Here is a 26,613-nt window from a genome sequence, read left to right as displayed (position 1 = left end):
ATTAAGGGGGATACGTATGTCAGTTCATACAAATGTAGAAGGGGCCCCTAGCCCATCACCGAAAAAAAGAGGACTATTTAATCGATTTTTAGATTTCATTGAAAAGTATGGAAATAAATTACCGGATCCAATCATGTTATTTGTTGGTATCACGATTATCATTTTATTAGCTTCTGCTCTCTTTTCCACTTTAGGAACATCTGCAGTAAATCCGGCAACAAATGAAGAAATAGCAGTAGTTAACCTATTAAATGGTGCTGGTTTAATTAAAATCCTACAAAACCTAGTAACCAACTTTACAAGCTTTCCTCCGTTGGGATTAGTACTAGTGGTTATGCTTGGGGTTGGTTTAGCAGAATCCACTGGGTTAATCGCTGCTTTTATGAAGACAACCATTCTTAATGCACCGAAAAAATTAATCCTACCCGTCATTGTACTGGTTGCAATGGTGGGAAATGCAGCCGCAGACGCTGCGATGGTTGTTCTACCACCAATTGTAGCAATGATTTTTGTTGCACTTGGCAGACACCCTATTGCTGGGTTGGCAGCAGCTTATGCTTCTGTAGCTGGTGGATTTAGTGCCAATTTAATTTTAAGTATGCTCGATCCATTGGTGGCTGGTTTTACTCAAACAGGAGCACAAATCATCGATCCAGAGTATGTAGCAAACCCTGCGATGAACTATTATTTCCTTGTGATTTCATGCCTGATATTAGTACCTGTGGCTGTGTTTGTGACAACCAAGATTGTTGAACCACGCTTAGGACACTATGAAGGTGAAGAAATCGAAATGGAAAAAGTAACACCCTCTGAGAAAAAAGGATTACTATGGGCCGGAATTTCGTTAGCTGTATTAGCAATTGCTGTGGCGTTTCTTACCATTCCTAGCGGCGCTTTATTGCGACATCCAGAAACAGGATCATTAACAACTTCCCCATTCATGGATGGAATTGTTCCCTTAATGATGGTATTCTTCTTAGTACCGTCATTGTTTTATGGATTTGCTACAAAGACATTACAATCATCAAAAGACGTTGCCGATCATTTAGGACAAGCTATGGCTAGCATGGGGACTTACATTGTGATTGCCTTTGTTGCAGCACAGATGATTGCATTCTTTAATTGGAGTAACTTAGGTCCAGTAGTTGCAATCAAAGGGGCAGAATTCTTACAAAATATTGGGTTGACTGGTTTACCATTATTGCTTGGATTTGTCATTATTGCCGCACTGATCAACTTAGTTATCGCTTCTTCTTCAGCCAAGTGGGCAATCTTAGCCCCAGTATTTGTGCCAATGTTTATGTTGCTTGGTTATAGCCCAGCATTTACGCAAGCCGCTTATCGTGTTGGGGATTCCATTACGAATCCAATCACACCAATGCTTGCTTATTTCGCTATTGCATTAACCTTTGCCCAGAAATACGATAAAAAAATTGGGATTGGAACGTTTATGTCTTCCTTACTCCCGTACTCTATCGCATTCGCGATTGTCTGGATCATTTTATTCATTGTTTGGTACTTCTTCGGATTACCACTTGGCCCAGGCGAATATATTCATTTAAAACAATAAGATAAAGAAGCATCCCGTTCATGTAATGGGATGCTTTTTTGATGCATGGTCAATAAAATTAAAAATGATGTGAACAAGCAGATAACTTTACTTTTTATTTCATAGCGTAAATAATAATCTGGAGTGGGGTGAAATGATGAAATGTAAAATCAATAGAAATGCAGCAAAAGTACTGAAGCAATGGTTAAACAGTGACGGTGTGGAAGGTAAAATGGTTCGCGTCTACGTTACCGAACACCATGGGAATCATGCACACTACGATGTGATGCTCGATGAACCAACCGAACATGATGAAATTGTCCACACAGATAAAGACATTGATGTACTACTAGATAGTAGAGATGACTTTTTAGATGGTGTTTGGGTGCAGTATTTTTATATTCCAGAGGAAGGCTTTGTTATTTCAAATTCTTCTAAGGGCCATCCGCCACACCACTTACATCACTAAAAAAACTATTGGGAGACGTATCCCGATAGTTTTTTTGTTTTGTGAAAGGAATAGATTGCTATCTATGTTAACCAGCACATAAACTTTTCAGCTGTATTACTTTAACTTGCCTTCTTTAGTTACAAATAGTTGTACCGTGTGCTCCTTCATCCAACTCATTAGTGATCGCCAAATAGCGTTCGCCTTCTGTTCAATTGTTTACATCGGATAGTCAGATAATACTTCCTATCAATGTAAACCTCTGGAACGCCACCAGTATTATTGTTTTGTAATCCAAGTAATTCACCGATAAATTTGTAAAGGATCGAGTCACCTTCTGCGCTTGGTGAACAGTAACATTTCCTAATTCAAACCCAATCATTTCTTCAGGATCAGTCACTACACGATGTTCGTCATATTTGTATATATCATCTACTACGACTATATCTTTTTTTTTTAAAAAAACAGCACTTAAATTACAAAATTATCCATAAAACGAACTATAGTTCGTTCATCTTTTCAATTTCTTTTTGGAAAATCGGGAAGAGGGACTAAAAATGAACGATAAAAGCTTTCAACTTTTTTATGGTAACTATATACGCACACAACGTAACATAAATAATATTTTACAGGAAGAATTGGCTCACAAAATGGGAATTTCAAAAGATGCTTTAAGTAAAATCGAACGAGGTATCAATTTCCCAAGTTTCACTTCCAGTTTACTATTAGAAAAATTACTTCAACTTGATCACAACTACATCCTGAAGGAATATGAAAACTACTACATTGACCCAGATGAACCATTAGAGGAGTAGTAAATGGGACATATAAAACAGAACTATTCTAATACTATATGTAAACACTATATCGTCTCCAATAACACATTAGCAATCGTACCCGTACGTGCGATTAACTTTGATGCGATTGCTTATGAAAAAGAACGAACTATTCAAGTCCGCCAAACACCATTACAGATTATCAAAGCTAGTTGTATCCATCATGGCGCTACCTATGAAGGAAGGCGGCGAGCAAGTTGCCACCTTCTTGGTTTAGTACAAAAAGTACCGATAGTTATGAATGAAAGACCTTTGATTTATTCCTTCCCTAGTCAGTCAGCCCATAATTTTTCTGCTAGTTGGGTATTCGCAAAACATATCTTACATATTACAGCACATCCGAATAAAGCAATCCAACAAACGATCATAACTTTTCACAACAAGCAACAACTCTTCCTAAATGAATCAACGTATGCTCCGACAAATAAAGCTATGTACTTGTAAATTAAATTTTGCAAAGGAGCGTTTATTATGATCAATGAAGAATTAAGTTTATTTCTTGGTGAAGAGATTGCAGATCAAACTTATTATGAAGGTATGCTTATCCACCCCACTCAACAACAACATGGTATCGTGGTATTACGAAGAAATGATGATAATCAAACACTTGAACTCTACCAAATAAAACTCTATCCTCCATTGGAATATCGGATTGAACAACGTTTACTAACAAGAACTTTCCCTAGTGAAAAAAAAGTACAAATATTTCTTGAGACCTTCTCCCAACTTACTGGGAATGAATTTTGGCGCTTTATTGAGGCTTGTGAATCTAAAAAGTAAAAAATGGTTGGTTAAAAAAATTATAATATATAGAACAAAAACGTTTAGCAACTTGATTCAATTCAAGCTATTAAACGTTTTTTATTATTAAAATTCATATAAACCGAGAAGTACATCTAAATCTTGTAAAGTTGCTCCTACTGTAACATCGACACGTTTTCGATTCTTTATGGAGAAGCTACCACCACGATTGGGACAACAAAACCGCTGTACTAGTAAGACAACTTGTTCTTGTATAACGTTATCTTTTTCTTCAATCGTATCCAAATAAGACAATAACCCTTTACCTTTTATAATGAAAACACAAGCATTAAATAAATAGGACTTTACGACTGCTTTTGCTAGTGGATATCGTGTATATGGCAGTAGCGATTTTAATATACTTAATCACGACTAAATAAATCTCTCGAATAGACTTTTTCTGCTATATCTTTCATATCATCGGTCAAACGATTAGCAACAATGACATCCGATATTTGTTTAAATTCATCAAAATCTTTGATTACCCTAGAATTATAAAACTGATCCTCTTCTAAAACTGGCTCAAAGACAACGACTTCAATTCCCTTCGCTTTAATCCGTTTCATCACACCTTGGATTGCTGATTGTCTAAAGTTATCAGAGTTCGTTTTCATTGTTAAGCGATAAATTCCAACAATAGTAGGATGTCGTTCGATAATACTGTTCGCAACATGATCTTTTCGTGTCCGATTGGCATCAACAATAGCTTTCATGATATTATTTGGAACATCTTCATAGTTTGCTAGTAATTGTTTGGTATCTTTCGGCAGGCAATATCCACCATATCCAAAAGAAGGATTGTTATAGTGCGAACCGATGCGCGGATCTAATCCAACTCCTTCAATAATTTGCTTTGTATTTAATCCTCTTATTTCAGCATAGGAATCTAATTCATTGAAAAAGGCTACACGCATGGCTAGATACGTATTGGCAAATAATTTTATCGCTTCAGCTTCCGTTGAATTGGTATAAAGTACAGCAATATCTTCTTTAATTGCACCTTCTATTAATAGATTTCCAAAAGTCTTCGCTCGCTCGGATTGTTCTCCAACAATGATACGTGACGGATAAAGATTATCGTACAAAGCTTTTCCTTCTCGTAAAAACTCTGGAGAAAAAATAATATTATCCGTATCAAATTTTGCCCTTACTTCTTTTGTGTACCCCACAGGGACAGTCGACTTAATAATCATCACTGCTTCTGGGTTAATAGCTAATACATCGTTAATAACATCTTCTACAGTACTAGTATCGAAATAATTTTTATCCGGATCATAATTCGTAGGTGTAGAAATAATGACATACTCAGCATTACGATATGCTACTTGTTTATCAACCGTTGCATACAAGTCTAAATCCCTTGCTTCTAAATAAGATTGTATTTCTTCATCTAAAATTGGGGACTTCTTTTGATTAACCATCTCAACCTTTTTTGGTGAAATATCAAATGCAGTTACCTCATTATTTTGAGCTAACAAAACCGCATTGGACAAACCAACGTAACCTGTACCTGCCACTGTTATTTTCAACGTTTTCACCTCAAAATTAATATCCTTTTTTACAATTTATATTATAAAGATATATTGTTATTCTTGTATTAAGGAAATGTTAATTTTAAGTTTAGTTACATTAGAGATTGAGTTGTTAATCTTTAACTTTTCTATTGGTGCCGAAACTATCTCGAATACAGATAGAATAACAGCATTTTTAGTGTCTATTAAAAAAACAGGTTATGACGTAGCACCAGTATATTTATTATCAAAAATCATATAAAAACCGACCTATTGTTTTTCAAGAAACAGGTCGGTTAATACTACTATTTTATAAAATTAGTCTCACCATTTTTCACGAAAAGTAAAGTGGTGACAAGTGCACCATTACTCGTCTTTCATATAAGATCGGAAAAGTACGATAAATACACCTAATATTAAGCCTAAGACTATACTAATGGCTAGGTTTAGTATTTTGTTAGGGGAGATTGGTTGTGTTGGTACAAAAGGTTCTGCTATTACATCTGTACTCATTTCAGCAATATTCATTGTTTGCACACTACTAACTTCATCATATTGCTTTCGATAAAAATTGTATAAATCCGTCAAATCTTCAATTTCAGTATTAATTTTCTCATATTCCACTTGATCCGTCTTATTTAATTCTCTTAATTCATCTAAAATCTCTTCGTTAACATCCAAAATATATTTTCCCTCGGTTGTGCTTTGTTCCAATAAGACAAGGGCAGGTAATCCTTCTCCAGCTTGCATAGTATTAAACTCATCTACAACTGTAGTAATCTTTTCATTTTCTTCATTCATTTTTTGTTGATATTCTTCTGCTAAAACACCTAATCGCGACTCAATGTCTACGTTCATTTTTTCTCGAGCTTGATTGATAGTTTGATCTATAATTGCGGTAATTTCCTCTCGATCAGTTCCTTCCATTGAAACGGAGATATATGGTGATGTCTCCTCTGTAGGGAGTTCAATATTCAATTTTGATTGTAGACTTCCTACTGTTATATCTAAATCCTGTTCTTCAATAACTTGAGCTAAAACCTCTGAAGACGTCATCTTTGCTGCCAACATATTTGGTTTTGTTACTTCAGTCACTACGGGTTGTATATTTTCTGGCACAGACGAAACACTAGTCACACTAATTTGCGCAGTTCCTTTATAAACTGGATCTGCGATTAAAAAACTATAAATCGAAGTAAATAAAAGAATAATAATAGTTATAATTGCTATTAGCCATTTCCCATCCCACAATTTCTGTAAAATTTCTTTTATATTAATTTCTTCCTCCATACTTGTAAACACCCCTGATTAGCTATTAGTTAGAAAAATGGACATTATTGTCGAACGTTATGATTATATCAGTAATAGATTATTGTGTAAATACAGCAACAAGACATTATTAGGTAAAATGAACGTTTTAATTTGTAATTTCATACAATTTATAAGTGAGTATTAAGTAGAGAAAACTTATTTATTCAAGTTTAGACTACTTAATACAGACTTAATAAGTGAAAATTTAACTTTTCGAATGCAAAAATTGACTTTGCTTAACCCTAAGACAAAAGGAGAAAGAGCCTATTATATTATCAAATCATTAACTTGTTACATGTTCCGAACCTACATCTATTGATTATAATCTTTTTAATTGCTATCCACGCAAAAGACCTACTTCATTCTTCAACACTTCTAGCTAAACACTGAAGAAAACCCTATTGAAAAATTAAATTCCAGTGTACATCTTATTATAGTAGTTTTTATAATCACCTGAAACGATATTCTCCATCCACTCAATGTTTTCAAGGTACCACTTAATTGTTTCTTTTATTCCTTGTTCAAACGTAAATACTGGTTCCCATCCAAGTTCAGTTGTGATCTTTGTATTATCGATCGCATATCTTTTATCATGGCCTGGACGATCTTTCACAAATTTTATCAATTTCTCTGTTTTACCAAGCGTACTGATAATCAACTTAACAATTTCAATATTTGCTTTTTCGTTATTACCTCCAATGTTATAAACTTCTCCACTTCTACCTTTATGAAGAACTACATCCAATGCTGAGCAATGGTCAGAAACATGAAGCCAATCTCTTACTTGCATCCCATCACCGTATAACGGAAGGTCTTGATCTTTTAGACAGTTGTTAATCATTAGTGGGATTAACTTTTCAGGGAACTGATATGGTCCATAGTTATTGCTACATCTAGTAATATTCACAGGCATTGCAAATGTTTCATTATATGCTCTAACAATCATATCCGCACTTGCCTTAGACGCTGAATAAGGGCTATTTGGCATTAATGGCATTTTTTCTACAAACATGCCTGTCTCATCAAGCTCTCCATAAACTTCATCAGTAGAAACCTGAAGGAATTTAACCCCAGACTTATATTCTTTACAATATTTATCTTCAGGGTTTACTTTCCAATATTTTTTGGCTGTATCTAATAACACTTGAGTACCAATAATATTTGTGGTTAAGAACACCTCTGGTTCATCAATGCTTCTATCCACATGAGATTCTGCAGCAAAGTTTATGACAGAAGTGATATCATTGTTCTTAAAAATTTCATCAATCTTCTTTCTATTACGGATGTCAACTTTGATAAACTCATAATTTGGATTATCATCGATATCTTTGAGATTCTCTAGGTTTCCCGCGTATATAAGCGCATCAATATTGATAATTTTATAGTCTGGGTGCTTTTCAAGCATAAATTTCACAAAATTACTACCAATAAAACCTGCACCACCGGTTATTAAAATAGTTTTCAAGTCATTCACCTCTCATTTTTTATTACTTCAAAATACTTAAAATATATTTTCCGTATTCTGTTTTTTCATAAGCTTGTCCTAAGTTCATTAATTGATCATTTGTTATCCATTCATTACGATATGCTATTTCTTCTAAACAAGAAATATAGAGCCCTGTTCGTTTTTGAATAGTCTTTACAAAATCTGAGGCATCAGCAAGTCCATCATACGTGCCTGTATCTAACCATGCGAATCCGCGTCCAAGTAATTCAACTTTTAAGTTCGATTCTTCTAAATATACTCTATTCAAATCTGTTATTTCTATTTCACCTCTACTAGAAGGTTTTAGATTTTTAGCTTTTTCCACTACGGAATTATCGTAATAATATAACCCGGGAATTGCATAATGTGATTTTGGATTATCGGGTTTCTCCTCTAGAGAAATCACATTATTACCTTCATCAAATTCTACCACTCCAAATTCTTTTGGATTATTTACATAATAACCAAAGATTACAGCGCCCTGATTAATTGTTGCGGATTTAACTAATTTAGGTCCAAAACCTTGTCCATAGAATACATTATCACCCAAAATTAAACAAACACTATCATCACCAATAAATTCTTCCCCTACTATAAACGCATCCGCCAAACCTCTTGGATGCTCTTGAATCTTATAGTCAAACCGCATTCCAAACTCAGATCCGTCTCCTAATAATTTTTTATAAAAATCGATATACTCTGGGTTTGAAATTATAAGAACTTCCCTAATTTTTGATAGCATTAAAACGCTCAATGGGTAATAAATCATTGGTTTATCATATACAGGTAATAATTGTTTACTGATACCTTTAGTTATAGGATAAAGTCTTGTTCCACTTCCACCAGCTAGAATAATTCCCTTCATTATTTTCCACCTTTCCTGACTATATTCTTAACTTATCATCAACTCTTTTAATTTCATTGTCCAAAATTCTTAAAACCATTATAAGTAAAATTATATAAGTGACTGCATTTGATATTGAATACAATCCAATCGTTATATATGAATTGAACTCCATCATTTTTGAACTTAAGAAAACACCTACAACTAAACAAAGTCTTACAATATTTAGAACTAATCCAGCACGTTGTCGTTCGAATATCTCTAAAACTCTTCCAATAGGGGTTATAATAAAATGAAAGTATACCATAATTGATAACAATCGAGCATAGACCCCTGCTCCATACCAATCATCCCCAAACACAAAAGAAAAAACTAAGGGACCAAAAAATAATAATAATAATAAGGGTATCATTGCAACTATTGCAATTTTTCTCATTAACTTGATAGATAACTTTTTAATTTCTTTAGGATTTTCATTTCCTAAATAAGCTGATTCAGAATAAAAAACTTGAGAAATTGAATTTCCAATTAAACTTATAGGTAAATAAGTTATACTTTTTGCCAAACCGAAAAAACCAGTTACAGTGCTGTCAAATAATGAAGCCAGTAAAATTATAGGCAAATTATTACTTGCAGTATAAACATAATTACTAGGTGCAGAAAATAAAGGGAACTTCTTATACCTCTTTAATACATATTTTAGTGATTTGAAATTCACAGTATTAATAGCAGATCGATTCTTAAATAGTGGAAATGATAATGATGTAATTCCAGCACTTTGACCTGTTATCGTTCCAATAATTAATCCAATCGGTCCAATGTTCAGTATACCTAATCCAATTTTTATTAAATTGGAGGTGAAACTTTGGCTTATTTTCGTTCTAGTTATTACTCGGTAATTACGTTTTCTAAATCCCCATTGCAAAACAATATTATATAAACCCGCAAATATGACTCCTAATGGTATCAAATATTTGTAAGATGACAGAACCTCACTGTCTAATACCACCAAGAAAAAATCCCCAAAAAAATATAATAGAATTGTTATAAAGGCAACTACTGAAAATAATGAAATTAATGATAAAACAAGGAGATTTACTGCTTTATTATCATCTTCAGCTATTGGTATTGCCTTTTGATAATCTAAAGAAGCGGAGATCACAATTAATCCCAACACAGCGGTATATGCAGTTAGCACTCCATATTGTTCAGGAGGGTATATCCTGGTAATGATTGGAGAAAAAATAATTCCAAGTACTTGTGCAAATGCCGTACCCCCAGCAATTAGAAGAATATTTTTTCGGAATTTACTTTTTTTTATTTTCTTACTCAGTATTGATATTAGATTCAATATATTTTTCTCCTTAGCTTCATTTGACATAGAATCTAAAAATAGTATCAATAATATACTTAGTTTTCTCAGGTTCTAAACCATAATACATAGGTAATCTCACTAACCGTTCACTTTCTTTTGTAGTAAACTCATCTCTTCCATGGAAACGACCATATTTTAATCCAGCTTCTGAACTATGGAGAGGAACATAATGAAATGCTGCATTTATTCCTTCTTCCTTCAAGTAATTGATTAACGATGATCTATCTTCCAAATTTTCGCATTTAATATAAAACATATGCGCATTGTGCGTACAATAGTTTGGTATTACTGGTAATTCAATGAATTTATTGTCTTTTAGTTCTTTTAATCCTTCATAATACAAATTCCAAGTCTTTAGCCTATTATCGTTAATTAGTTTGGCTTCTTCAAGTTGAGCATACAAGTATGCTGCATTTAATTCACTTGGCAAATATGAACTACCTACGTCTACCCATGAGTATTTATCAACCTGTCCTCGTAGGAATTTGCTGCGATTTGTTCCCTTTTCACGAATTATCTCTGCTCGTTCAACATATTCTTTGTTACGAATTAATAATGCTCCACCTTCACCCATTGTATAGTTCTTCGTTTCATGAAAACTATAAGTACCAAAGTCTCCTATTGTCCCCAGAGCTCTTCCTTTATAAGTAGCCATCACTCCTTGTGCAGCATCTTCAATTACAAACAAATTATGTTTTTTAGCTATGTCCATTATTTTATCCATTTCACAAGCCACACCGGCATAATGAACTGGAATGATAGCTTTTGTTTTCTCAGTTATTGCATCTTCAATTAATTTCTCATCAATATTTAGGGTATCTGGTCTTATATCAACAAATACAATTGTTGCTCCTTTAGATACAAATGCATTTACTGTTGAAACAAATGTAAACGAAGGTGCTATTACTTCATCTCCTGGCTTTATCTTAGCTAAAATTGCTGCCAGTTCCAATGCATGGGTGCAAGAAGTAGTTAATAGAACTTTTAATACATCAAAATGTTCTTCCATCCAATTATTGCATTTCTTAGTGAACGGTCCATCTCCACAAAGCTTTTGGTTCGTTCTAATTACCTCTTGGATGTAGTCTTGCTCTCTTCCGATGTAAGGTGGTACATTAAAGTTTATCATTTTGCTCCTCTCCCCCTATTAAATAATACCAATTTTTTATTTCCTCTATATAGAAACCATTTTTAATATATGCGTTTATGGCTCTAATATTTTTTCCCTGAGTCGCAATACATATTTCTATACAATTGTTCTGTAAAGCATGGCTATTAATATAATTAAGAAGATATTGACTAATTTTTCTTCCTTGAAATTTAGAAAAAACTCCAATTAATCCAACTATCAACTTTTGATCAACAATTCTATATGTTATAAAACCAGCTAGTTCCTCCCCAATATAATAACCAAAACATCCGTCATCCAATTCTCCCTTAACACTTTTAAAAACCCATTTATAGTAAAATTGATTCACTTTATTTTTTCCAAAGATTAAAAACCTTGATACTTCACCATATAATTCAAAAAATTCATTCTTATATTTAGCAACCTCGTTAATATTTAGTGACCTTATCACATGATCTGCTAAAACACTCGAAGAATCCTGTACTTTTTTCACTAAGTTAATTTTATTTTCAATAAATCTAAAGCCTAGCGCTTCTAGCTGATTTATATAATCAACCTGCTCAACTGCTACTAACTCTTGAATGATAAAACATGAATTGTCTTGTGGAAATTTCATATTAATCTTATTATTCGATATACTAAAATCTCTTTTTATACCGTAGATATCGACTTCCCAGAATTTTGATTCCCATTCTAATTTTTTAATTTCAAGATTTCGCATTATCGAATATCTCCTTCAAAAATCGTATTCCAGTCTTGCATCAATTTTTTTTCGGAAAACTGAGTTGTAATTTTATTTATATTATTTCGCTTATCAGACATAGACATATGTATAAATATGTCGCCAAGCTCATCATTTGCACTATAAATCTTTAGATCATGATCTATACAAAACTGCCAAGTTGTGATTTCTTTTCTAAGATAAACTTTCTTTCCAAGACCTAGTAAGGTTATTATATTCCCTAACGCCTGCTGTCTGTTATGATTAAAAATTGCTACATCAATTTTCGCAAGTAAATTTCGATATTCATCAAAAGGTTGAAATTCGGTTACTGGTATAAATTTATCACCAAAAAATTTTTTTCCGTATTCTATAACTTGACTAGCATACTCTCTATTTCCATATGATAATGGACATATTAGCTCAATATCTAAATCATTGTATTTTTGCAATTTATCTAAAACTTCAAAGTGGTTATTACTAGGGTCTGCCGAGTTCCCTATTTGAATATACGTCTTGTTGGAATTAATCATTTCATTATTATAAGGAAATTTTTGATATAAATTACTTGGGTATAAACTTGAATAATAATATTCACCTTTTGTTCCATACCATTTTTTCGCTAGTTCATAATCACTCTTAACATGAGTTATTACTCCTCTTACGTTTTTGATTATCTTTTTTCTCATATTTTCATTTATATTCGACTTTATATTTCGATGTCGATAATTATGATAATACAGGTCAGCTCCCCATATCACCCAATAACATTTTTTTAATAACCAAGGTTGAAAAAAAAGAAGAAACATTAACCTTGGAGACATGAGTGAATGCAATATTATTTTATCTGAAGTATATAATCGCTTAACTATTCTAAAATAATTTCTTTTGTTAACGAGTTCAACATTATCAGCAAATTTCGTGTCTTTGTTCTTGTCTGTATATTTTTCTATCATAAAGTAGTGATCGTTATAATTAAAGTTCGCATTTATGAATGAAATAAACGGGTTATAAAACTTCTCATTTGTATTTTTAAAAATATGAAGTATATTCATAGTGAATTTCCTTTATTATTAAGCTTTATTTCTTTGCTTTTATTTGACAAACCTTTTAACTTATATCTTTCATATAAACCAATACCTACTCCCATTAACACCCAAGGAAATAATCCAATTCTAATTTCTCTAAAGAAAAAATATGCCACTGAAAATATCTGATAACCAAACAAGCCAACAAATGATGCAATTATCAATGTTAGAGTTGCTTTATCCTCTACTTTTTTACTTATCTTTTTATAGAAGTACATTAGAAGAAATGCTACTAATGTATAGTGAAATATAAATCCAACAAGACCATAGGTTACAAAAATATTTAAAGGTTCAATTTCAATACCATAGCTTATTAAACTTCTATTTATTATCGGTTTAGAAAGTCCGAAGAAATAATCTGCACTTTCCATCATAGAAAAGAAATACTGGGGCTGTGTGGTTGCTCTTGCACCTCCACCAGTTTCAAAAAGATTTAACCACCTATCATAGGCTAAAACAACATAAGGATTACCGGAATTATACAAGTAATACACTACTAGCGCTAATATAGAAATTAAGGTTAGCATATAAATTGTAGATTTTAATCCTTTTTTTTCATACTTTATATTCACCACATATAGAAGGAATATTGAAAAGATAGCTGCAAGCATACCAGCTCTTGCTTGACTTATAAAAATATTTATAACTGACATCATAATTAGTATTAAACTTAAGATATTGTATTTTTTATAATACTTCTTTACACAATAGCCAAATACAAGTGCGAAACTTGCAATACCCCCATTTCCTGTTGCATGTTGAGCAAATCCATGAATCCTTATTAAATGTAAGGGCCTATCAAGATTTTTTAATTGATCTATTCCATCTTTAAACGGATAGACATTAGTCAAAAATTCTCTACCAATCCAAGGTAACCATTGTAGTATCCCAATACTCATCCCCATAATCAAAACGATTAGAAAATAATTTATAAACTTATCTTTATCAATATATCCCTTATATGCAATAACAATAAATGAAACTAAAAAAACAAATCTAACTACATATTGTGTTATATCCGTTGGGAATACGAAGTATCCTAATTTATTAACGGTTGAATATAAAGTCGTTACTACAATTTGAAATAGAATCATAAACCAAATTACTAATAGTACCTTTACAATCCTAGGTATTTTCACCCGCCCGAACATTATCAACATTAATATACCAATTCCCAAGGGAGTCAATAAGTATATTACAGGGATCCCAAATCCAAAAAAATTCATAATTGGCAAAATCATCGTAGATAGAATGACGAACAATACTAAGTTATTCTTATTTATTTTCAACTGCATTATTAAATTTATCCTCTTCTATAATATTTTTATAAATATTATAATACTCATTAGAAATATTGTTCCAGCTGAACTTATTAACACTATTAGTGGAATTAAACGAAATAGAATCAAAATCTTTTACTTCAGCAATGATCTTATTTGAAATTTCGACTTCGTCAATGCAATTTACACTAAAACCCACTAGGCCTTCTTCAAATTGTCCATCAAACCCCTGACCTTTGGAATAAATAACAGGTAATCCTTGGCTCATAGCTTCAGCATAAACTAATCCAAAACTTTCGTGAATTGATGGCATTACAAAAATATCATTCTGACGATATATTTCCAGTAGTTCTTTTTTGGGTTTAGGTTCTATATAGTCAACATAATCCAGTTTTCTAATCTGATCATATATTGAAGGATCTTCTATTCGTCCAACAATAGTCAGTCTTACCTTAATTTCATTTTTCTGCAACTTCTCAACTGCCTTAGTAGTTGTTATGATATTTTTATTCTTATTTATCACACCTACATATAGTAGTTTTAAATCATTTTTATCTGGATTAGTCCGTTTTTCCATTTTATTAGCTATCCAAAAATCGTCTATACCATTTGGTATAATTGATGTCTTATTAATAATTAATTCTTTCATTTTCTCAGGGATATATTTTCCAATTACTTCATCTCTATAAGATTTAGATAAGAAAATTATACTATTTGCATTTTTCAAGATCTCAATCCCCATTCTTCTAAGATGTATCATTTTCTTAAAAAAGGTATTAACATCTGTATTCCGTACTGCTACAACATATGGGATGCCATACTTTTTTTTTAGTTTCATAGCAATATATCCATTAGAAAACAAAGAGTGGGCATGGATTAATGTGTAATTTTCAATATCATATTTTTTAATAATATCCTTTAAGATTTTAATGTGTTTTAGATGAAAAATGAACCTATCGTATTTTGAATGATTTGTGCTTATAGTTGTATATTCACCGAAACCTTCAATATTTTCTACCGAAGATGCTGTAGGTACAAAAACACTTATATCAAGCCCTTTTTTTTCTTGTTGATCGTATAAATTTTTATAAAATTTGCTTCCACTATAATATGAGTTAATATGAAGAACCTTCATGCCTTACACCTCATTTTATACATTATAATCTCCAATAACTATATCCTTTTTCTATAATCTCATTACGATTTAAAATGCTTTTAACATCAATAAGGACTTTTTCATTATCATCAAAATTTCCATACAAATTATCTATTTCATCCCAACTCATCTGCTTAAAGGCATCATGTGCAACTGCAAGCACAAGACAGTCAGTATCATGCACTTCTTTAATATCAATTAGATCAATATCATATACTTGTTTAGCTTCATCAGCGTCAGCCTCTGGATCGACTACTACTGGATCGATACCATATTCTTTAAGACTTGCTACGATATCTATTATTTTTGAATTCCTTGTGTCTGGAGTGTTTTCCTTAAAAGTTATTCCTAATATCACAACTTTTGCTTGTCTAACTACTTTATTTGCTAAGATAAGCTTCTTAATTATTGCATCCGCAACAAATTTACCCATACCATCATTAATTTTTCTGCCTGATAAAATAATTTGGCTGTGGTATCCCAACTTCTCTGCTTCATAAACAAAATAGTAAGGATCTACTCCAATACAGTGTCCACCAACTAGTCCTGGTGTGAATCCAAGAGCATTCCACTTTGTATTCATAGCCTCAACAACTTCATTTGTGTCAATACCCATGCGATCGAATACCATTGCTAGCTCATTCATAAAGGCAATATTTATATCACGTTGGCTATTTTCTACTACTTTAGCAGCTTCGGCAACCTTAATAGATCCTGCTCTATGAACACCAACTTCTATAACTAATTCATAAACCTTAGCTATTTCATCAAGACTTTCTTCATCCATACCTGATACAATCTTTATTATATTTTCAAGTCTATGCACTTTATCTCCTGGGTTAATTCTTTCTGGTGAGTATCCAATTTTAAAATCGACTCCACATTTTAGTCCTGATTCTTTTTCTAAAATTGGAACACAAATGTCTTCCGTTACTCCTGGATACACTGTTGATTCATAAACCACAATAGAACCTTTAGTCAAATTACGTCCTACAATTTCACTTGCACCTTCTACAGGAGAAAGATCGGGGGTTTTATCTGAATTAATTGGGGTAGGTACAGCTACAATATGAAATTTAGCTTCTTTTAATTTTGTCTCATCAGATGTGAAATCTACAGTAGTTCTCTTAATTTCAGCATCTCCAACTTCATTTGTTTGGTCTATTCCTGACTTATATAATTCAACTTTATTTTCATTAAGATCAAAACCAATGACGTCAATTTTTTTAGCAAAAGCCACAGCTATTGGCATACCAACATACCCTAATCCCACTACAGAAATTTTTTCTTCTTTGTTTATCAACTTGTCGTATAATTTCATGAAAAAATCCACTCCTTATTTATACATTTTCTATAATTTCAATGAGTTCATTAGTTAAATTTCCGAAGTCAAAATCTTGCGCTGCTATTCTTGCATTTTGTCCCATTAGCATAGCTTTTTTATCATCTTTACATGCTTTTAAAATTGTTTTCGCTATTTCTTCAGGACTTTGTTTAACAGCACTAACGCCACAATTATATTTTTCTAAAATGCTATAACCGGTTGTATAAGTTTGTATTATGCATCTACCTGCAGCCATGTATTCGAAAAATTTGTTTTGACTTTGTCCGTATTTATCAAGTGAGGTACTCGAGTTGTGCAAAATATTTGCATAAGATCTTGTTAAAATTGATGGAACTAACTTCTTCTCAACCCTACCTTTAAAAATCACATTATTTATGTTCTCTTTTTTACATCTATTCTCGAGATTTTCTTTTTCATCACCAGATCCATAAATTAAAAACCTTATCTGTTGATCTTTTTCTTGAACTAGTTTTGCTGCATCTAATAAAAGGCCTAAGTTATTTACTTTTCTAATAGAACCTGCATAAACTAAATTTTTGTGATTTTTATTTTCTAAGTCTAAGTCGTTAATCTTATTTTCTTCTGCATTCTTATCAAAAGAATCAATTATAACACCATTACTTATGTGTTTTACTTTATTTAAATCAACCTGTTTATCCCAACCTTGATCAGCGATATATTGACTACCACCTGCCCAAGTCATAACAATTGAATTTGTTTTCTTATAAATCCATTTCTCACCTTGATATAGCAACTTAGCAATCATACTATTTCTCTTTAATGAACCATAAGCTACTATACTTTCAGGCCATAAATCTCTCACTTCACAAATGCAAGGTACTCCTAACTTTTTCGCAACCTTAAGCCCCGCGACAAGCGTTAATGGGTGAACGCTTGAAGCAATAATGATATCAGGCTTACCATTTAACTTTGCATACGCTCTCGCAGTTTTAATAAGACCTTTATAAAAAGAAATCATATTCAAAATTCTTTTTTTTCCATTTCCTTTATACGTAGGTGTGTTAACAAAAACAAAAGGAATATTATTCAAAGAATCCATAGAATACATATCCCCTTGGGTATCAACATGATTATCTGAAAAGTGATTTGTCGATGCACAAAAAATCACAGGCTTGTATCCTTCTTTTATAAGATTTTCAGCAAACCAATAATGTCTTCCAGCTTGATCGAAAAACATATTTGTAGCATAGTGATTCCAAATCCAAACATTCTGTTTCATCTGTAAATTCTCCTAACTGGAACCCCAATATATGTCCCAGGCTCAGTAATATCATTAACCACCACTGCACCTGCACCTATTTTGCAACCACTGCATATCTTTACGTTATTGCTTACAACACTTCCTATTCCTAGCCAAGTTCCATTTCCTACTCTTACGTTTCCTGCAGTCCTTGATCCTGGGGAAATATGCGCGTAATCTTCAATTACATTATCATGATCTATACTAGAACTAGTATTAACAATGCAACCTTTTCCAATTTTTGTAGAGCTATTAATCACAACCCCTGCCATTACTGCAGTTCCAACTCCGATGTCTACATCAGTACCAATTACTACATTTGGATGAATTAAACTGATTACATTTAATCCTTCCTCCATTAGCTTCTCTTGAATTTTTTTTCGAACAGCTTTATTACCTATTCCAACAAAGAAATCAGCTTTATCTTTATGGGCAAAAGCATCACCAGTTTTACCGATAACTTGTAAACCCATACATGCCTTAACAGACTCATCATCATCGAGAAATACAATTCTTTTCCACTTATTCATTTTTATTGCTATGTCAGCAACAACCTTTCCGTGGCCGCTGGCACCAATAACAATCAGTTTGTCTTTCATGAACAGTACGTTCCTCTCTGAAGTAATGAAATTAAAGTTGCAGTAGTTTCAATATCTTAATTGTTAATTTCACTTCCTTTAAACTCCTCTATCGTAACTGATGTATCTGAATTGATACCTTCTTTAACAAATACTTTCTTTACAGTAACCAAGATAATCTTCCAATCACCAAGGAAACTCACATTATCTACGTACTCAACATCAAGATCAAATTTATCTTCCCAACTGATAGCATTACGTCCATTTATTTGAGCATGCCCAGAAAGACCAGGTCTTACTTCGTGTCTTCTCTTTTGATGTGCATTGTAAAGTTTTAAGTACTGAACTAGCAAAGGCCTCGGTCCAACAATACTCATATCACCTTTTAGAATATTGAACAGTTCCGGGAGTTCATCTAATGAAGTAGATCTAAGGATTCTTCCAAACTTAGTGAGTCTAATTGAATCCGAAAGCAGCTCTCCATTCTCATCTTTCTCATCTGTCATTGTTCTGAACTTATACATAGTAAATATCTTCTCATTAAGTCCAGGCCTTTTCTGCTTAAATAGTACCGGACTACCAAGCTTAAATCTAACAAGAATTGCAACAATTATAAGTACAGGGCTTAAAACGAAAATTGCCATAAAAGACAACATCAAATCCATTGACCTTTTGAGAAACCTACTATATATTCCTTTGTTCTGTGTAACTTCTTCTTTAGCATTACTCTGCATAAAATAGCACCCACTTCTCACCATAGTCCCTTTATAATTCCACAAATTCTCTCAAGATCGTCATCAGTCATCTTTGTATCAGATGGCAAGCACACACCGTTTTCAAACAATTCCTCACTCACACCTGAACCTATATAATCATATTCAGCAAAAAACGGTTGCATATGCATGGGCTTCCACACAGGCCTTGATTCAATGTTCTCTTTATCCAAAGTTTCCATCACATCAAGAGGTCTTACCTTACCTTTTAGTGTCATTACACTCAGCCAATAGTTAGGCTCATTCCATTCATTAATCGGCATGAAATCAACGCCCTCTAAATGTCCAAGCTCTTTCTTATAAAACTCAAAGATGTACTTCTTCTTAGCCACTCGCTGGCCTAGCACCTTGAGTTGTCCTCTACCAATTCCAGCAACGACATTACTCATTCGGTAATTATACCCTAATTCGCTATGTTGGTAGTGCCTTGCCACATCTCTAGATTGAGTAGACCAAAATCTAACTTTCTTGATCTTCTCTTCATTATCAGAAACTAGCATTCCTCCACCTGATGTAGTAATGATTTTGTTCCCATTAAACGAGAAAACCCCGAACTCACCGAAAGTTCCGGTATGTTTTCCTTTATAATAAGCACCTAAAGACTCAGCTGCATCTTCAATAACTGTTACGTTATACCTATTACAAATCTCCATAATCTTGCCCATATCAGCAGAAAGCCCATATAAATGTACAACTATCACAGCCTTCACCTTGTCACCATATTTCTTCAAGACCGTTTCTAATACTATAGGATCCATATTCCAGGTTTCGTAATCACTGTCGATAAAAACAGGAGTTGCGTTCTGATAAATGATAGGATTGGCTGTAGCAGAGAACGTTAATGTTGGACAGAGTACGATATCGCCTTGACCAACGCCAACATCTTTAAGAGCTAGATGGATTGCCCCAGTTCCAGAAGTCATAGCTGCAGCATGTTTTGAACCAACTTTAGCCGCTAGTTCTTTTTCAAACTCATTTACATTTGGCCCAAGTGGGGCTATCCAGTTAGTATCAAATGCTTCTTGTACATATTTCATTTCATAACCTTCATCACTCATGTGTGGTGAAGCTAACCATATCTTTTTGTTGTCTACCATTTTCCCATTATCCTTTCTTGTTTAAAGTCTATCTACTGGATAGAATGGCATTTGTGTTGTAGTAGCTTCTTAATCGCGTATATTTTTGTTTTCTATGAAACTATTTTTTAACATTTGACTTATATACACTTTAACCTATCATCATACTTACGTTGGTTCAGTTTCAAATACATAAAAGTTTGTAATTTCAATACCAGATCTCTCTCAAAATATTGATATTAAAGACTTTTCGCGGCGATCAACGGACTGATATTGTATGCGCAAATTAGTTCATCTTTATATTTAGTATCTTAAGAACATACTTAACCACAACATATATTCAATCAATCTTAATTCTTATTGAAAACGTCGTAAAACCTTATCCCTCAGAGTCTCTGGTTCTCAATATTAACAAAAGTATTAGAGGCTGAATAAATCGCCTCCGTATTCGGTCTTATATTATATTTTAATCAATACGTTGTTTTCTTACCTCACGTTCTAATAACAAAGATGTGACTCAAAATAAACCTAATATCAATTTATAATAATAAGGAGCATCACAAAAAAATTTATCTAAATAGAAAAATCCATTTTACAGAAGATAGCTTATATTCAAACTGATTCTTTAAAGACCTTTTGTGGCAACTAACAAATCTCTATCTGCATAAACAATAGCCATTAGCGCGTTTTTCAACTGTACATTATCATATTGTGAGAACTGCTCAATTAATTGATACACTCGATCGAAATCAACTTCAACCGTTCTTCCAACATAGATTTTCTCATAAACAGCATCTGGATGGATCTCATCTTCTCCAAGTAACTCTTCATACATTTTCTCACCCGGACGTATACCTGAAAATTCAATTGGAATATCTTCTTCTGTATAACCTGATAACTTAATTAAATTTTTTGCTAGGTCAACAATTTTCACTGGCTCTCCCATATCGAGCACAAAAATCTCTCCACCTTGTGCTAATGTTCCCGCTTGAATAACTAAACGAGATGCTTCTGGAATTGTCATAAAGTAACGAGTCATTTCTGGATGGGTGACAGTAACCGGTCCGCCTTTTTCAATTTGCTTTTTAAATAAAGGGATTACGCTACCACGACTTCCTAACACATTACCAAAACGAACAGCGACAAATTTCGTTTTACTATGTTTCGCCAAATTTTGCACAACCATCTCTGCTAACCGCTTAGTAGCACCCATTACATTAGTTGGATTAACTGCCTTATCCGTTGATACTAATACGAACCGATGAATGCCATAGTGATCAGCAGCTTCAGCGACATTTTTCGTCCCAATTACGTTGTTCTTAATTGCTTCGTGGGGATTGTGTTCCATCAATGGTACATGCTTGTGTGCAGCTGCATGGTAAATAATCATCGGTTTATATTGTGCTACAATGGAAAAAATACGGGCACGATCCTGAACATCTCCAATAATTGGAATAATTTCCGTAGATCCGTCCTTGAAATGTTGGCGTAATTCCATATCAATTGAGTAAATGCTAAATTCGCCATGTCCTACAAGTAAAATTTTATCTGGCGTAAATCGCATTAATTGTCGGCATATCTCTGCCCCAATGGAACCTCCAGCACCAGTAACCATAACGGTATTCCCTGTGATATATTCTGAAATCATAGTAATATCAAGTTGCACAGGCATTCGACCTAAAACATCCTCAACATCTACATTTCGGAGAGCACTGACGGACACACGGCCACTAGCGATATCCTCAATTTTTGGTAAGATCTGCACTTTAGCAACTGATTGATTACAAAGGTTAACCAATTCCGTTAATTCGCCATTACGGAGAGAAGGGATCGCAATAACAATATGTTCAATTTTTTGCTTTTCAACAATTTTAGGGATGTCCATTGTTTTCCCTAATACAGGGATATTATAAATCTGCATCTTATATTTAGTAAAATCATCGTCTACAAATGCTACTGGGTATAGATCATTGTGCTGCGCCTCATTTTTTAACTGTCGAGCAATCATCGCTCCAGCAGCTCCAGCACCTACGATTAATGTTCGCTTTTTATCATCTGCTTTTATGATAAATCGATCTCGGAAGACACGCCAAACAAACCTAGATCCTCCAATTAAAATGATCTGCATCATCCAAGTAACTGCCAAGGCACGACGATATACTGTAAAGTCATTAATGAGATACTGTATCAATGTCGTTGTAATCGTGCTAAACGTAATAGCTTTAACAATAGCAACGAGTTCGCCCACGCTAGCATACGCCCATACTTTATTATATAACTTATAAATAATGGCAAAAATATGATGGCAGAATAATAAAATCACGGAAGTCATAAGGATAATATCCATCGACCAAACAACGGAAGATGGATATACTACCCATGCAGCCACAATAATTGCTGCCATCACAATAATAGAATCTAATAAAATTAGTAATGTCATTCTTAGACGATAAGACATAGGATTACATCCTTCTTTCTTTAATTCGCAAATCAATTATTTTGATGTGGTTTTCATTTCTTCAACTAAGGACTGCAATAATTGCTTTACTTCTGAGCCAATTTCTTTATTCTGAAGTGCAAATTCTATCGTTGTTTGCACGAAACCTAATTTCTCGCCTACATCGTGGCGTCTACCTTCAAAGTCATAGGCATATACTTTTTGAATTTCATTTAACATTTGAATTGCATCTGTTAATTGAATTTCTCCACCCGCTCCCACTTGTTGACGATCTAAAAATCTGAAAATTTCTGGTGTGAACACATAACGTCCCATAATCGCCAAATTAGATGGAGCCGCTCCTTTTTTAGGCTTTTCCACGAAATTACTGACTTGATACCGACGACCTGCTTGTCCATTAGGATCGACTATACCATAGCGATGTGTTTCCTCTTGTGGAACTTGTTGTACACCAATCACAGAAGATTCTGTTTCCTCATATTGATTAATTAATTGCTTCAGGCATGGCACATCACTTTGTACAATATCATCGCCTAACAGTACAGCAAAGGGTTCATCTCCAATAAACTTACGCGCACACCAAACTGCATGCCCTAACCCTTTTGGTTCTTTTTGACGAATGTAGTGGATATCAGCTAGCTTTGTAGATTCTTCTACTTTACGAAGTAATTCGTTTTTTCCTTTTTCGCGTAAATTTTGTTCTAGCTCTGGGGCAAAATCAAAATGATCTTCAATTGCTCGTTTACCTTTACCTGTTACAATAATAATATCTTCAATGCCAGAAGCAACCGCTTCTTCAACAATATATTGAATTGTGGGTTTATCAACAATCGGCAACATTTCTTTTGGCATAGCCTTTGTTGCTGGTAAAAATCGCGTGCCAAGACCAGCCGCTGGTATAATCGCTTTACGTACCTTTTTCAATTTTTCTTCCTCCCTTTTCCTTCAATAACCACACTGAATATTCTATTTTCATCCTATCTCATTATTGAACTAAAATAAACCTAAAAATTTTTTCCTTTTTACTCTCACCGGTAGGTTCACAATAAGATTTTCATTACTCATCATATATTGTGCATTCTATATAACCATATACAATTCTCAAATATAACTTTTATCAATTACAAAACTTAACGCTATGTTTAAGAAGTACAATTTAACCATTAATGCTATCATTTCACTTAAGTAGACTGTATAAAATTAATTCTTATGATAATGACTATTGAGTTTATTAATCCATAGTAAATAGGCTGTTTATGAAAACCTTATGTTGAAGCGAATTGTTTTATTTAGTAATTTAACAAAGATATTATCAGGAGGTGGAACGTTTTTCTGGTGATACGTCTAAAGTACATTCTCTATATTTGCGGTAAACGGTCTGCTAAAATCTAAAAAGGATGGCTTTTTTCTAACTAGATTATATTTTCGAGTTGTGCATCATAATAACTGGTCATGAAGGTAGAATTTTTTCTTAACATTAACAAAAACATAATAATAAGGATGACTAGCATTCTTTCAAAACTAATTCATCCAAAAACATTATTCATATTATAGCAAGAATTGTCGAGATTTTAAACAGATTATAGGAGAATTGTTTGTAAAAAAATGAAGAATTATTATAACTATTGTCCTAGTTGTTATAAAGTTATTTTATTAATCACAGGAAAAATTAATTTAGTTAACTTACAAACTTAGTATTACTGAAGGAACATTTATTATTTTTCTATCCCATTTAATAAAGAATTTCTTTCAATTAGCAGATACTCAGATACACATTTTATATAACAAATGTCTTGAACCGGTCTAGTATAATTAGAAGAAAGATAATCAACGTTTTCTGAATCGAAAATGTATAATCTTTGATCATCTAAGTAAAATCGCCGTATACTAGAAAAAAGAAGATATTAATGGAGGTATTTTTTATGTCAGTACAAAATAACCGCAAACCAGATTTTTCAATTCATGATCAATTTATTAATCGTTGGTCACCTCGAGCATTTCTTGATAAAGAAATCTCGGAAGAACTATTATATAGTACATTGGAAGCTGCACGTTGGGCACCATCTAGTATGAATAGCCAGCCTTGGCGTTTTATTATTGCTCGAACGAAAGAAGATCGTGAGCGATTCCATTCGTTTATTTTGGACGGCAATCGTACATGGTGTGAGCAAGCACCTGTGTTAATTCTACTAATTTCAGAAAAAGCTGCTGGTGCGCATACATTTGATACCGGCACAGCTTTTGGCTTTTTGACATTACAAGCACTTGAGAATGGTCTAGCAACACATCCAATGGGAGGATTTGATAAGGAAAAAGCCCGCGAAGTTCTAGGTATTCCAAATGAATACGAATTGCACGCTGTTGTTGCACTTGGATATCAAGGGGATAAAACAACGTTAACCCCTACCTTACAGGACCGTGAAGCGCCATCTCCTCGTCGACCTTTAAAAGAGTCTATTTTTGAAGGAACATTTTCTATCGAGTAACCTAATAACTATCCTAACGACAATGACTTTCAGCTCTAAAATTACCAGATCAATTGAATATAAAGTAATATTTTTGTAATTTTTATTGATGTTTTGTCGTTTTTTGGTATACTTTAACATATTGGAAAAAATATATCTGGTTTACCGATAATGGCAAACTTATCGAAAGATGAGGACGCAAAGCTATGGATCTAAGGCAATCAATGAAAAGCGATGCTAAGATAGCCAAGCTACCGAAGTAACAACACTAAAAGGGTGAACCTATCGCTATAGCTATAGGTTCACCCTTTTTTTGTAACAGCATCTGGTAAACGAGGAGTTGTATGTATGTTAATTGATACCTTCATTGAAGATTCACTATCCCACCACCATTTTCAACCAATCATTGCAGTAGAGCACAATAAAAAAATCGGGTACGAGGTATTATTACGTTCTTCCGTTTTTCCAAATCCTGAATGTACATTTATTGAAGCGAAAAAAGCCAACAAGCTCCATGAATTGGACCGTAAGTCAATCACTAAAGCATTGGATACCTATCGTCACCTTTCTGCTAGTGAAGAAAACTTCAATTTATTTTTGAATGTATTTCCATCAACAATTGTTCGACCAGACTTTCAAGATTTTCTTCAGCAACGACTGGAAGAACACCAAATTCATCCAGAACAAATTGTTCTAGAGATTTCTGAATCTGAACTTGTAGAAGATACTGACGATCTAATTGATGTGAGTAACCAATTGAAACAAAAAGGATTTTCCATTGCTCTAGATGATGTTGGCAAAGGTTACGCGAACTTTGATATGATGATCAAATTGGATCTCGACTATATTAAATTAGATCGTCTTTTTTCTACTAAATTAGATCAGTCTACTAAGAAACAACAATTAATCCAATTTTTTCTCCAATATTGTAAAACAAATAATGTACAACTTATTTTAGAAGGGTTGGAAACAGAAGCAGAATTTGAAACCGCACGTGCATTAGGGATATCTTACGCTCAAGGTTTTTTCCTTGGAAGGCCTAAGCCAGTAACCCATTGGTTCGTATAAATTCGCTTTATGAAATTTTATTTTCAAAAAACTATTAAAAACCATGTATTTTTT

Annotated in this window: 25 protein-coding genes and 1 riboswitch; of the genes, 7 read left to right on the top strand and 18 right to left on the bottom strand. The window is 33.3% G+C overall.

Going from position 1 to position 26,613, the window contains the following annotated elements:
- Positions 1–16: 16 nt before the first annotated feature.
- From DES48_RS05255 to DES48_RS05235, 5 genes are all read left to right on the top strand, one after another.
- Positions 17–1,570 carry an AbgT family transporter gene (locus DES48_RS05255; protein WP_113867444.1) on the top strand — a complete coding sequence of 518 codons (1,554 nt, stop codon included), beginning with the start codon at positions 17–19 and terminating at the stop codon, positions 1,568–1,570.
- Positions 1,571–1,706: 136 nt separating this feature from the next.
- The gene (locus DES48_RS05250) at positions 1,707–2,018 is read left to right on the top strand and encodes an iron-sulfur cluster assembly accessory protein (RefSeq protein ID WP_113867744.1); all 312 of its coding nucleotides are present in this window, start codon (positions 1,707–1,709) and stop codon (positions 2,016–2,018) included.
- 536 nt (positions 2,019–2,554) lie between these two features.
- Positions 2,555–2,812 (top strand): helix-turn-helix domain-containing protein, encoded by a 258-nt coding sequence (locus tag DES48_RS05245; protein ID WP_113867442.1) that lies wholly within the window; start codon positions 2,555–2,557, stop codon positions 2,810–2,812.
- A gap of 3 nt (positions 2,813–2,815) precedes the next feature.
- The gene (locus DES48_RS05240) at positions 2,816–3,277 is read left to right on the top strand and encodes a competence protein ComK (protein WP_113867440.1); all 462 of its coding nucleotides are present in this window, start codon (positions 2,816–2,818) and stop codon (positions 3,275–3,277) included.
- Between the two features lie 27 nt (positions 3,278–3,304).
- Positions 3,305–3,613 carry a hypothetical protein gene (locus DES48_RS05235; RefSeq protein WP_113867438.1) on the top strand — a complete coding sequence of 103 codons (309 nt, stop codon included), beginning with the start codon at positions 3,305–3,307 and terminating at the stop codon, positions 3,611–3,613.
- A gap of 87 nt (positions 3,614–3,700) precedes the next feature.
- Here the strand turns inward: DES48_RS05235 and DES48_RS05230 are convergent, their stop codons facing one another.
- From DES48_RS05230 to galU, 18 genes are all read right to left on the bottom strand, one after another.
- The gene (locus DES48_RS05230) at positions 3,701–3,889 is read right to left on the bottom strand and encodes a hypothetical protein (RefSeq protein WP_147232382.1); all 189 of its coding nucleotides are present in this window, start codon (positions 3,887–3,889) and stop codon (positions 3,701–3,703) included.
- A gap of 107 nt (positions 3,890–3,996) precedes the next feature.
- Entirely contained in the window at positions 3,997–5,163 is a 1,167-nt protein-coding gene (locus DES48_RS05225) for a nucleotide sugar dehydrogenase (protein WP_113867434.1), read from the bottom strand.
- A 348-nt stretch (positions 5,164–5,511) separates the two neighbouring features.
- Positions 5,512–6,435 (bottom strand): Wzz/FepE/Etk N-terminal domain-containing protein, encoded by a 924-nt coding sequence (locus DES48_RS05220; RefSeq protein ID WP_113867432.1) that lies wholly within the window; start codon positions 6,433–6,435, stop codon positions 5,512–5,514.
- A gap of 430 nt (positions 6,436–6,865) precedes the next feature.
- Entirely contained in the window at positions 6,866–7,921 is a 1,056-nt protein-coding gene (rfbB, locus tag DES48_RS05215) for a dTDP-glucose 4,6-dehydratase (protein WP_113867430.1), read from the bottom strand.
- A gap of 22 nt (positions 7,922–7,943) precedes the next feature.
- On the bottom strand, positions 7,944–8,807 hold the full coding sequence (gene rfbA, locus DES48_RS05210) for a glucose-1-phosphate thymidylyltransferase RfbA (RefSeq protein ID WP_113867428.1): 864 nt from the start codon (positions 8,805–8,807) through the stop codon (positions 7,944–7,946).
- A gap of 19 nt (positions 8,808–8,826) precedes the next feature.
- Complete coding sequence (locus tag DES48_RS05205; RefSeq protein ID WP_170126168.1) at positions 8,827–10,137, bottom strand: lipopolysaccharide biosynthesis protein; 1,311 nt, start codon at positions 10,135–10,137, stop codon at positions 8,827–8,829.
- A 19-nt stretch (positions 10,138–10,156) separates the two neighbouring features.
- Positions 10,157–11,290, bottom strand: a complete 1,134-nt coding sequence (gene rffA / locus DES48_RS05200; protein ID WP_113867424.1) for a dTDP-4-amino-4,6-dideoxygalactose transaminase — start codon at positions 11,288–11,290, stop codon at positions 10,157–10,159.
- Positions 11,277–12,011 carry a GNAT family N-acetyltransferase gene (locus tag DES48_RS05195; RefSeq protein WP_113867422.1) on the bottom strand — a complete coding sequence of 245 codons (735 nt, stop codon included), beginning with the start codon at positions 12,009–12,011 and terminating at the stop codon, positions 11,277–11,279. The genes rffA and DES48_RS05195 overlap by 14 nt, the downstream gene beginning before the upstream one ends.
- Positions 12,011–13,066, bottom strand: coding sequence for a TDP-N-acetylfucosamine:lipid II N-acetylfucosaminyltransferase family protein (locus DES48_RS05190; RefSeq protein ID WP_113867420.1), 1,056 nt, complete (start codon positions 13,064–13,066; stop codon positions 12,011–12,013). The genes DES48_RS05195 and DES48_RS05190 overlap by 1 nt, the downstream gene beginning before the upstream one ends.
- Positions 13,063–14,394 (bottom strand): hypothetical protein, encoded by a 1,332-nt coding sequence (locus DES48_RS05185; protein ID WP_113867418.1) that lies wholly within the window; start codon positions 14,392–14,394, stop codon positions 13,063–13,065. The genes DES48_RS05190 and DES48_RS05185 overlap by 4 nt, the downstream gene beginning before the upstream one ends.
- Positions 14,375–15,514: a glycosyltransferase family 4 protein gene (locus DES48_RS05180; RefSeq protein WP_113867416.1), complete on the bottom strand. Its 1,140-nt coding sequence runs from the start codon at positions 15,512–15,514 to the stop codon at positions 14,375–14,377. Before DES48_RS05180 ends, DES48_RS05185 begins: the two co-directional genes overlap by 20 nt.
- 22 nt (positions 15,515–15,536) lie before the next feature.
- Entirely contained in the window at positions 15,537–16,856 is a 1,320-nt protein-coding gene (locus DES48_RS05175) for a nucleotide sugar dehydrogenase (protein WP_113867414.1), read from the bottom strand.
- A 19-nt stretch (positions 16,857–16,875) separates the two neighbouring features.
- Positions 16,876–18,120, bottom strand: a complete 1,245-nt coding sequence (locus DES48_RS05170) for a glycosyltransferase family 4 protein (RefSeq protein WP_113867412.1) — start codon at positions 18,118–18,120, stop codon at positions 16,876–16,878.
- The gene (locus DES48_RS05165; protein WP_113867410.1) at positions 18,117–18,740 is read right to left on the bottom strand and encodes an acetyltransferase; all 624 of its coding nucleotides are present in this window, start codon (positions 18,738–18,740) and stop codon (positions 18,117–18,119) included. The genes DES48_RS05170 and DES48_RS05165 overlap by 4 nt, the downstream gene beginning before the upstream one ends.
- 56 nt (positions 18,741–18,796) lie before the next feature.
- Positions 18,797–19,453 carry a sugar transferase gene (locus tag DES48_RS05160; protein ID WP_113867408.1) on the bottom strand — a complete coding sequence of 219 codons (657 nt, stop codon included), beginning with the start codon at positions 19,451–19,453 and terminating at the stop codon, positions 18,797–18,799.
- A 17-nt stretch (positions 19,454–19,470) separates the two neighbouring features.
- Positions 19,471–20,589 carry a DegT/DnrJ/EryC1/StrS family aminotransferase gene (locus DES48_RS05155; RefSeq protein ID WP_113867406.1) on the bottom strand — a complete coding sequence of 373 codons (1,119 nt, stop codon included), beginning with the start codon at positions 20,587–20,589 and terminating at the stop codon, positions 19,471–19,473.
- Between the two features lie 604 nt (positions 20,590–21,193).
- The gene (locus DES48_RS05150; protein ID WP_113867404.1) at positions 21,194–23,026 is read right to left on the bottom strand and encodes a polysaccharide biosynthesis protein; all 1,833 of its coding nucleotides are present in this window, start codon (positions 23,024–23,026) and stop codon (positions 21,194–21,196) included.
- Between the two features lie 36 nt (positions 23,027–23,062).
- The gene (gene galU, locus DES48_RS05145; protein WP_113867402.1) at positions 23,063–23,950 is read right to left on the bottom strand and encodes a UTP--glucose-1-phosphate uridylyltransferase GalU; all 888 of its coding nucleotides are present in this window, start codon (positions 23,948–23,950) and stop codon (positions 23,063–23,065) included.
- A 998-nt stretch (positions 23,951–24,948) separates the two neighbouring features.
- Here galU and DES48_RS05140 point away from each other — a divergent pair.
- Both DES48_RS05140 and DES48_RS05135 read left to right on the top strand, forming a co-directional pair.
- Complete coding sequence (locus DES48_RS05140) at positions 24,949–25,512, top strand: nitroreductase family protein (RefSeq protein WP_245911300.1); 564 nt, start codon at positions 24,949–24,951, stop codon at positions 25,510–25,512.
- 142 nt (positions 25,513–25,654) lie between these two features.
- Positions 25,655–25,750: riboswitch (cyclic di-GMP riboswitch) on the top strand.
- A gap of 89 nt (positions 25,751–25,839) precedes the next feature.
- Positions 25,840–26,559, top strand: a complete 720-nt coding sequence (locus DES48_RS05135; protein ID WP_113867398.1) for an EAL domain-containing protein — start codon at positions 25,840–25,842, stop codon at positions 26,557–26,559.
- Positions 26,560–26,613: the final 54 nt, after the last annotated feature.

It is taken from the genome of Paraliobacillus ryukyuensis, assembly GCF_003315295.1.
In the GTDB taxonomy this organism is placed as follows: Bacteria; Bacillota; Bacilli; order Bacillales; family Amphibacillaceae; genus Paraliobacillus; species Paraliobacillus ryukyuensis.
This window is presented reverse-complemented; position numbering and strand designations above follow the sequence as displayed.

Bases quoted from the DNA above. Each gene is read 5' to 3' on its own strand.
- DES48_RS05255 (WP_113867444.1), top strand. From the start codon at position 17: ATGTCAGTTCATACAAATGTAGAAGGGGCCCCTAGCCCATCACCGAAA.
- DES48_RS05250 (WP_113867744.1), top strand. From the start codon at position 1,707: ATGAAATGTAAAATCAATAGAAATGCAGCAAAAGTACTGAAGCAATGG.
- DES48_RS05245 (WP_113867442.1), top strand. From the start codon at position 2,555: ATGAACGATAAAAGCTTTCAACTTTTTTATGGTAACTATATACGCACA.
- DES48_RS05240 (WP_113867440.1), top strand. From the start codon at position 2,816: ATGGGACATATAAAACAGAACTATTCTAATACTATATGTAAACACTAT.
- DES48_RS05235 (WP_113867438.1), top strand. From the start codon at position 3,305: ATGATCAATGAAGAATTAAGTTTATTTCTTGGTGAAGAGATTGCAGAT.
- DES48_RS05220 (WP_113867432.1), bottom strand. From the start codon at position 6,435: ATGGAGGAAGAAATTAATATAAAAGAAATTTTACAGAAATTGTGGGAT.
- rfbA (WP_113867428.1), bottom strand. From the start codon at position 8,807: ATGAAGGGAATTATTCTAGCTGGTGGAAGTGGAACAAGACTTTATCCT.
- rffA (WP_113867424.1), bottom strand. From the start codon at position 11,290: ATGATAAACTTTAATGTACCACCTTACATCGGAAGAGAGCAAGACTAC.
- DES48_RS05195 (WP_113867422.1), bottom strand. From the start codon at position 12,011: ATGCGAAATCTTGAAATTAAAAAATTAGAATGGGAATCAAAATTCTGG.
- DES48_RS05190 (WP_113867420.1), bottom strand. From the start codon at position 13,066: ATGAATATACTTCATATTTTTAAAAATACAAATGAGAAGTTTTATAAC.
- DES48_RS05185 (WP_113867418.1), bottom strand. From the start codon at position 14,394: ATGCAGTTGAAAATAAATAAGAATAACTTAGTATTGTTCGTCATTCTA.
- DES48_RS05180 (WP_113867416.1), bottom strand. From the start codon at position 15,514: ATGAAGGTTCTTCATATTAACTCATATTATAGTGGAAGCAAATTTTAT.
- DES48_RS05175 (WP_113867414.1), bottom strand. From the start codon at position 16,856: ATGAAATTATACGACAAGTTGATAAACAAAGAAGAAAAAATTTCTGTA.
- DES48_RS05170 (WP_113867412.1), bottom strand. From the start codon at position 18,120: ATGAAACAGAATGTTTGGATTTGGAATCACTATGCTACAAATATGTTT.
- DES48_RS05165 (WP_113867410.1), bottom strand. From the start codon at position 18,740: ATGAAAGACAAACTGATTGTTATTGGTGCCAGCGGCCACGGAAAGGTT.
- DES48_RS05160 (WP_113867408.1), bottom strand. From the start codon at position 19,453: ATGCAGAGTAATGCTAAAGAAGAAGTTACACAGAACAAAGGAATATAT.
- DES48_RS05155 (WP_113867406.1), bottom strand. From the start codon at position 20,589: ATGGTAGACAACAAAAAGATATGGTTAGCTTCACCACACATGAGTGAT.
- DES48_RS05150 (WP_113867404.1), bottom strand. From the start codon at position 23,026: ATGTCTTATCGTCTAAGAATGACATTACTAATTTTATTAGATTCTATT.
- DES48_RS05140 (WP_245911300.1), top strand. From the start codon at position 24,949: ATGTCAGTACAAAATAACCGCAAACCAGATTTTTCAATTCATGATCAA.
- DES48_RS05135 (WP_113867398.1), top strand. From the start codon at position 25,840: ATGTTAATTGATACCTTCATTGAAGATTCACTATCCCACCACCATTTT.